This is a genomic window from Hoskinsella mucinilytica (assembly GCF_045223415.1).
GTDB classification, from domain to species: domain Bacteria; phylum Bacillota_I; class Bacilli_A; order Erysipelotrichales; family Erysipelotrichaceae; genus Hoskinsella; species Hoskinsella mucinilytica.
This window is the reverse complement of sequence record NZ_JBEQZJ010000017.1, coordinates 70,515-77,204: the sequence shown is the minus strand read 5'-3', so window position 1 is coordinate 77,204 and position 6,690 is coordinate 70,515. Positions and strand designations below refer to the sequence as shown.

Annotated in this window: 12 protein-coding genes; 10 read left to right on the top strand and 2 right to left on the bottom strand. The window is 30.4% G+C overall.

From position 1 onward, the window contains the following. The first annotated feature begins 118 nt into the window (after positions 1-118). The 5 genes from UGRO018_RS07890 (at position 119) to UGRO018_RS07870 (ending at position 2,064) form a co-directional block, all read left to right on the top strand. On the top strand, positions 119-580 hold the full coding sequence (locus UGRO018_RS07890; RefSeq protein WP_416325930.1) for a hypothetical protein: 462 nt from the start codon (positions 119-121) through the stop codon (positions 578-580). Positions 581-693: 113 nt separating this feature from the next. Continuing rightward, the gene (locus tag UGRO018_RS07885; RefSeq protein ID WP_416325931.1) at positions 694-1,338 is read left to right on the top strand and encodes a CatB-related O-acetyltransferase; all 645 of its coding nucleotides are present in this window, start codon (positions 694-696) and stop codon (positions 1,336-1,338) included. 38 nt (positions 1,339-1,376) lie between these two features. Continuing rightward, positions 1,377-1,577, top strand: coding sequence for a hypothetical protein (locus UGRO018_RS07880; protein ID WP_416325929.1), 201 nt, complete (start codon positions 1,377-1,379; stop codon positions 1,575-1,577). Between the two features lie 40 nt (positions 1,578-1,617). Then, positions 1,618-1,878 (top strand): hypothetical protein, encoded by a 261-nt coding sequence (locus tag UGRO018_RS07875; protein WP_416325928.1) that lies wholly within the window; start codon positions 1,618-1,620, stop codon positions 1,876-1,878. A gap of 12 nt (positions 1,879-1,890) precedes the next feature. Further along, entirely contained in the window at positions 1,891-2,064 is a 174-nt protein-coding gene (locus UGRO018_RS07870; protein WP_416325927.1) for a hypothetical protein, read from the top strand. 59 nt (positions 2,065-2,123) lie between these two features. Here the strand turns inward: UGRO018_RS07870 and UGRO018_RS07865 are convergent, their stop codons facing one another. Continuing rightward, the gene (locus UGRO018_RS07865; RefSeq protein ID WP_416325926.1) at positions 2,124-2,333 is read right to left on the bottom strand and encodes a helix-turn-helix domain-containing protein; all 210 of its coding nucleotides are present in this window, start codon (positions 2,331-2,333) and stop codon (positions 2,124-2,126) included. Positions 2,334-2,770: 437 nt separating this feature from the next. On the opposite strand from UGRO018_RS07865, the gene UGRO018_RS07860 reads away from it, so the two are divergent. From UGRO018_RS07860 to UGRO018_RS07845, 4 genes are all read left to right on the top strand, one after another. After that, entirely contained in the window at positions 2,771-3,376 is a 606-nt protein-coding gene (locus UGRO018_RS07860) for a hypothetical protein (RefSeq protein WP_416325925.1), read from the top strand. Positions 3,377-3,409: 33 nt separating this feature from the next. Next, entirely contained in the window at positions 3,410-3,847 is a 438-nt protein-coding gene (locus UGRO018_RS07855) for a GNAT family N-acetyltransferase (RefSeq protein WP_416325924.1), read from the top strand. 312 nt (positions 3,848-4,159) lie between these two features. Further along, positions 4,160-4,564 carry a hypothetical protein gene (locus UGRO018_RS07850; RefSeq protein ID WP_416325923.1) on the top strand — a complete coding sequence of 135 codons (405 nt, stop codon included), beginning with the start codon at positions 4,160-4,162 and terminating at the stop codon, positions 4,562-4,564. 30 nt (positions 4,565-4,594) lie between these two features. Beyond that, positions 4,595-4,867, top strand: a complete 273-nt coding sequence (locus UGRO018_RS07845) for a hypothetical protein (RefSeq protein ID WP_416325922.1) — start codon at positions 4,595-4,597, stop codon at positions 4,865-4,867. Positions 4,868-5,136: 269 nt separating this feature from the next. Here UGRO018_RS07845 and UGRO018_RS07840 read toward each other — a convergent pair whose 3' ends face one another. Then, a complete protein-coding gene (locus tag UGRO018_RS07840) occupies positions 5,137-5,454 on the bottom strand; it encodes a hypothetical protein (protein ID WP_416325921.1) in 318 nt (105 codons plus the stop codon). Positions 5,455-5,995: 541 nt separating this feature from the next. Here UGRO018_RS07840 and UGRO018_RS07835 point away from each other — a divergent pair. Continuing rightward, positions 5,996-6,676: a hypothetical protein gene (locus UGRO018_RS07835; protein ID WP_416325920.1), complete on the top strand. Its 681-nt coding sequence runs from the start codon at positions 5,996-5,998 to the stop codon at positions 6,674-6,676. Positions 6,677-6,690: the final 14 nt, after the last annotated feature.

Below are 6,690 nucleotides of genomic sequence, written 5' to 3'. Positions count from 1 at the left end.
AAGCGTTATGATTGTGGGTCAAGTGAGATGATGATCGATTTAAATAAGAAAAAAGTATAATATCATGTATTTGAATAAATGAATGTGGTAGAATTTATTTATACTGGAGGAAATACCAATGCAAAACTTTGTAGAAGCGCTCATAAGTGATAGTAAAAATCCGGCGTTACCTGAAGCGTTTGATTATTTTGGAAAACTTATCGGTAGTTGGGCAATAGATTATATTGAAAGTAATCCAGCCCTTTCCATTCAGGGTGAATGGCATTTTTCATGGGCTCTTGAGGGGATGGCTATTCAGGATGTTATTATTCTTCCCGATTATGAATATGGATCTTCACTACGTATCTATAATCCCAACACACATGCATGGGATGTGGCTTATGGTTATATTGGAAACATAATCAGACTTGAAGCAAAAAAACAAAATGACATGATCGTATTAACCTTTATCAATGATGAAAGAAGAAAGTGGATATTCACTAAGATCGAAGATCATTGTTTCCACTGGAAAAATGTTACTGTACAAGATGATGGTGAATGGTTGATAAATGCAGAAATATTTGCGAAACGTATGAAGTAAGTGTATTTAAAAAGAACATACTTAATGAAGGGAGTGGTGGAAGTGAGGCTTTGCATTGTATTATCCGAAATAGCATACATGAAAAATTAAATTAGGAGGATTTTCAAATGTCTATTTCGGATAAAAAAATTTATCCCCGAACAGGAGATAAGGAAACAATTTATTTAAAAAATGTGATAACGAAAGCAAATATAGTCGTAGGTGACTATACAATGTATAACGATTTTGTAAATGATCCAAGATTATTTGAAGAAAATAATGTTTTGTATCATTATCCAATGAACAAGGATAAATTGATCATTGGAAAGTTTTGTTCGATTGCTTGTGGAGCTAAATTCTTATTTAACAGCGCAAATCATACGCAATCTTCACTATCTACTTATCCATTTCCGTTGTTTTTCGAAGAATGGAATTTAGATAAGAAAGATGTAGCACAAGCATGGGATAATAAAGGCCATATCATCATTGGCAATGATGTGTGGATAGGATATGAGGCTGTTATTTTGGCAGGTGTAACCATTGGCGATGGAGCAATCATTGGCACAAGAGCTGTGGTAACAAAAGATATACCACCATATACGATTGTTGGTGGTATTCCTGCAAAACCAATTAGAAAACGTTTTTCAGAAGAAACAATATCCAAATTATTAGATTTACAATGGTGGAATTGGTCAGAGAAACAAATTGCGGATCATATAGTTGCAATCCAAACCGGTAATCTAGAAAAATTGAAGCAAATAAAACTGAATTTGATGTAATAAATATGTAAGTAGGATGAAGAGGAGGAGTACAAATTATGTGTACAAGTATCGTATCCAATGGATATAAAACGATCATTGGCTTCAATCTAGATCTTTTGGATATGGAGTATAAGGTCTTTGCAAAGGATGATAAGGTATATATTGCCATAAAGGATGAAAAAGAAGGTTGGTTACCATTGTTTGGTGCCAATGCCAGAGGAGATTTTGTTGCTATAGCCAACTTGTTGGCCATTTGATGAAAGAAGCAATCCTATTCATACTGATGGTCTAAATATCATGATGTTAGATATTGATTTACTTCTATGTAAAAAAACATTAGTTGAAATCAAAAGTCTTGTTGAAAAAGAACCGGTTTTCAGCATTCCGGGTGTTACATTTCAATCCCAATTATCAGATCGTGCAGGCAATGTCTTACAAATCATTCCGGGACAAGGAACACGCTATCTACCTAAACCCAATTACTCCGTTTTAACTAATTTTTCTCCATTGAAAGGAGAAACAGAACAACACCCTTGGATGGGATGGGACAGATATTAGAAAGCTGTAGGTATGCTTGAACATAAAAAGGAGGACTTTGATGTTTCAGATTGTTTTAAAATCTTAAAAGAGACTTCACAAACAATATGTCCAACGGTAGTGTCCATGGTGTTTGATGTTACAGATAATACAGTATATTGGTGTGAGAATAGGGAATGGAATCAAATACAAAAGAAAAAAATGTAATTGATATTCATCTAAAAGTATAAGGCGGTCATTATTTGATCGCTTTTTTTACCTAAGTATTAAGTATTATCATCAAAGAAATGTTCCATAATATCTTCAACTTTACAGTTTAGTATATTACAAAGTTTATTTATGGTATATATCTCAACGTTTTTATTGTGTCTTAACCTGTTTATTTGAGATCGATTTACATCGTAATGTGTATACAAATCATACTGTGTTACACCTTTTGTTTTCATTGTTTTCCAAAGTCTATCATACTTTATCATTTAAATCACTCCAATTCCTTAATCTTATTGTATTCTAGGAAATTTAATGTCATAATGAGGTTAGTTAAATCAAATGTTTTACTTACAAGGAGTCATAGATTTATTAGAGTTTATGGAGGAAAATCAAATGAAAATTATCAATGCTATGCAATTAGAGAAGTAGAGGTATAAACAGTATAATATAAGTCTGCTGCTGGTGGAACATATGCAAAACTTAATTACTGAACTTAGGATCATGAAGAGACTCAATATCTGCCAAAAGATATTTTAGAGAAATATTATGTGGGCAGTACTGAGGTAATGGAGCTGAAAGAAGAAGACGGTAAACGAATAGATAACTATGAAGATGGCAATTTTATAATGCTTACAATTGAATAAGATAGATATCAGAATATGATGAAGATAAATAATATCACATTGGAAAGGATATTATAGATATGACAAGAGAACAACAAAGAAAATTAAGAGAACTTAATAAAATGCTTCCTAACATATTGAAAGAAAAAATAAAAAAGTACAAACTTAAGAAAAAGGATTATATGATCTGGTTTCAGAAAGAGGATAAGTTTTTCACATGTTTTATTAACGTTGGCTTTACAGCGGATGGAAGATTTATCTGTAATACAAATGAAGAAATTAAACCTCTATGGATTGATGATTTGTTATGGGACTTTTTAAAAATGCCAAACAATAAAAAAGAGCCATTTAGTTTACGTGCCATTGGTGCATTTACCGTAAGTGGTGTAGAAATATATCAAAGTTGTGATGAATTACCAAATGGAAATCTACAGGAATTAGAAAAATATGTCGAAGAATATTTAAAACATTTTTATCAAACGATACAAATAGTAGAATTGGATGCTTTTTATAAAAATTTATCTTATTCTCCTTATCACGAAGAATTGCGAATTTCACTTACACTGATTCATCAAAAAAAATATAAGGAAGCACTAGAATATTTGTGTGATAAAGGTGAAGGGCGTTTTTGTAATGGTGATATTTGGATAAATAACGCAATAAGAGAATTTTGTGAGAGTAAGTGATTAAATTAAGAATTTGCATTTCAGGAGGTACATATGAAAGTAAGTGAAATGTTACAAGATGATATTGGGCTTGTTCTTCCCTTTTATATCGAACATTATAACGAATATGAGGGAAATTGTTGGACAGAAAAAACGGCAGGAAAACGTATACGGCAGTTATTTAGTATTGATGATAATTATGCGCTTATCATGAAAGATTGCGATGATAAGGTAATCGGGTTTGTGATAGGATATTTTAAACAATACGATGATCTTATAGCATATACGTTAGAAGAAATCGTGATTTCACATAGTGAGCAAAATAAAGGTTATGGTACTATGTTACTATCAGAGCTTGAAAAAAGAGTAAAAGAAAAAGGTGGTGCTGGAATAGAGTTACAGGCTGTCAAAGATCAGATGCATGAGAAATACTATGGGAAAGCAGGATTTCATGATGCTGATAATTTTACTATGAAGTGTAAATGGTTTTAACAACTTTCTTAGACAGATAAGGTTATAGGCTTATCACACAGTAAACAACTTCCGGTTTATTGATGAGTTAATGGGAGTGATAGGGAAGCATATTGCATATGATCATGTTATTGTATAAGATAACGTAATGATAGAAGAATTAAATTTATTTCGTTAACTTATATTTTAGAAAAGAATGAATTATCTATTTTAGAAAAGAATGAATTATCGCATTTCAATTTTCTATAATATCATCCGTTGTCAATTATGTTATGTTACAAGAAGATGGTAAATAGGATAATGATGTAATTTATAAAGGTTATGGAGGTCAAAATGGAACTATTGTTAGAAGGTGAATCTAAAAGCATTGAGGGAATGAAACAATGCCATAAAACAATGATCAAGATCTTTAAGGGAGATATTGTACTTGTTAACTATTGGGGACCTGTACAGATGTGCGTTTTTTATCTAGAATATCATTACGTACCATATCAATATAAAATTATATTGGAATGCGAACGAGGATTTCTTACCTTAACTGTAAAGAACCTAGAGGAGAATAGTTTCTCTCCTTGGATGATATTTCCAGAAGCAAGATATTATCATTATGTGGATGTGGATAAAGATATTTTTCAATTGATTCAATTGACCGATAAAGCAATAAAAGAGAAAAAGATTGTATTTCATTCATCTAATGAAGTAGCAGAATTAGCAAGAATGATTGAGTGGAAGAAGTAATGATTTCATAAGTTTTTCTAGAGGTGAAATATGAATTATAAAGATTATAAATGTTTAAAATTAGGTGATTGGATGTCTGTTGGAAAGTTTTCAGATAAGCTTTATGCTATGGAATTTCTTACAGGTGCTGTTGGTATTCCTGAATATCACATAATATCAAAAGAAGAGTATGACACTTTTGAAGCTCGGAAGGATACGGATAAAGTAATGGAAATAAATAGAAGATCAGCATTTGGATTAGCACTAAGGGATAATTCATGTTTGAATTTTGATGAAGATACGATTATAAACAGAAATGATTGATTTTTTTAAGGAAGGTTGGCAAACTGCAAGTATAGGTGAAAGAGGTAAGATGTAAGTCAAATAAATGAAAATATCATAATATAAACATAATGATGTATTACTTTGTATGACCTGTAAAGTAGAGCTATGAGAGATTTGATATTAATATAATAAAAAATTGCCAGGCTTTCTAATAAAGCGTTGACAATTTAGTTTAAGTATTCGTATCAGAAACAAATGGTATCTAACTTACATTCCAATACTGACGTGATGTCTAAAAACAATCGAGCTTAATTTAAACTATCAAAAACTTTGATTTTATTGTTTTGATTATCATAGACCATCTCATATTCAGTTTTGTTTAAGGCTTCATAAATCTTTTTGTATTCTTTGTTCCTATAAAACTCAATGTATTTATTACGGAATTCATTTGTAATATCTTGATTATCAGTTGAAACAAGAATGTAACCTTGATAAAGATCTTTTGATACAGCTTTGTATTCATTATGTTTCAAAACATTAAGAACAATTATCATTGATAGAAAAATAAAAATAACAAAAGCTACTATTTTGAATTTTTTTATACGTTTAATGATAATCACCTCCAATAGGATCTCTTTATTATCATAGCATATAACTTCTATAAATCACACGTTTTTTATAGATAATAAGGAATGTAAATGGATAGGTGTGGAATTTACTATTTTACTCTTGTAAATATTAAAAGCATCTCATCACAAATAGATACCATTGACTAAGTATTGTGATGTATCTATAATAAAGACAGGTAGCTCATTATGAGAATAAAAGTCAATGGATGGTAAATAAAATTAGGATATACTGATATCAGAAATAGTGAAGAAACTGAAGGGATACTAGCAATCTACAAGTGATAAATAATATGTTATTTGAAGGTATGGTTAAACATATGCTTGTAGCATACATAAAGTTGTAGTCAAAATTTTATAAGATAGACTAGGGAAGGAAATTAACATAATGGAAACTCGAAAAATAATAAGAAGATATCTAAGTTTACTAATTATGATTTCCTGTACTTTTTTAGGAGGATGTCATCAAAAATCGAGCGTTTTTGAAAAAGAATCGATAAGGTTCTTTCCTTCTTCGCTCTATTTTCAAGGGAATCAAGCCTTGTTTGAGGATGTCTTAGAAACTGCACAGATAAAAGATGATTCTATTAGTTTAAAGGTGATGATTCAGTTTCTTGCAGAAAGCGAAAAGGATGTTGAGCATTTTTATGATGAGGTGGAGTCGATCACCATTGTTGGTAATCATGGAAATAATGTGAAAGGATCCATCGATAAAGGCGATATCTCGCAAATCATTGTAGAGAATGTAAAAGATAGATATCATTTGGATGGACATGTAAGTGGTAATTTTTATATTGTTTTTGAGGTAAAGGAAGATTTCAAAGCAAATGAAATACTTGTTAAGAAAAAAGATGGAAATACTTTTACTTTAGATTGCATCATTGATGTTCAATGTGAAAAATTAGATTCTAAGAAAAAAAGTGAATTTTTAACCTATTATGGCTCTAGAAATGATAGATTTGGTGAGCTATATAATGAAGGACAGGATTTGAGTATTTTAGAAGATTCTAATATAAAAATAGAACAAGTACATTATAATAAAGATGTGTTAAATGCTACTCTAGATGTTTCAGAGAATGGAAATAGATTGATCATAGAGAGCAAGGATCCATGGAGAACAATAAATTATTATACGTATATTGAACATGAAAATACTTTAATACCAGTGTATGGCGAACTTTATTTTGAATATTTTTATTCTATTATTGATCGATTGTTATGAGTAAAAAATGTATT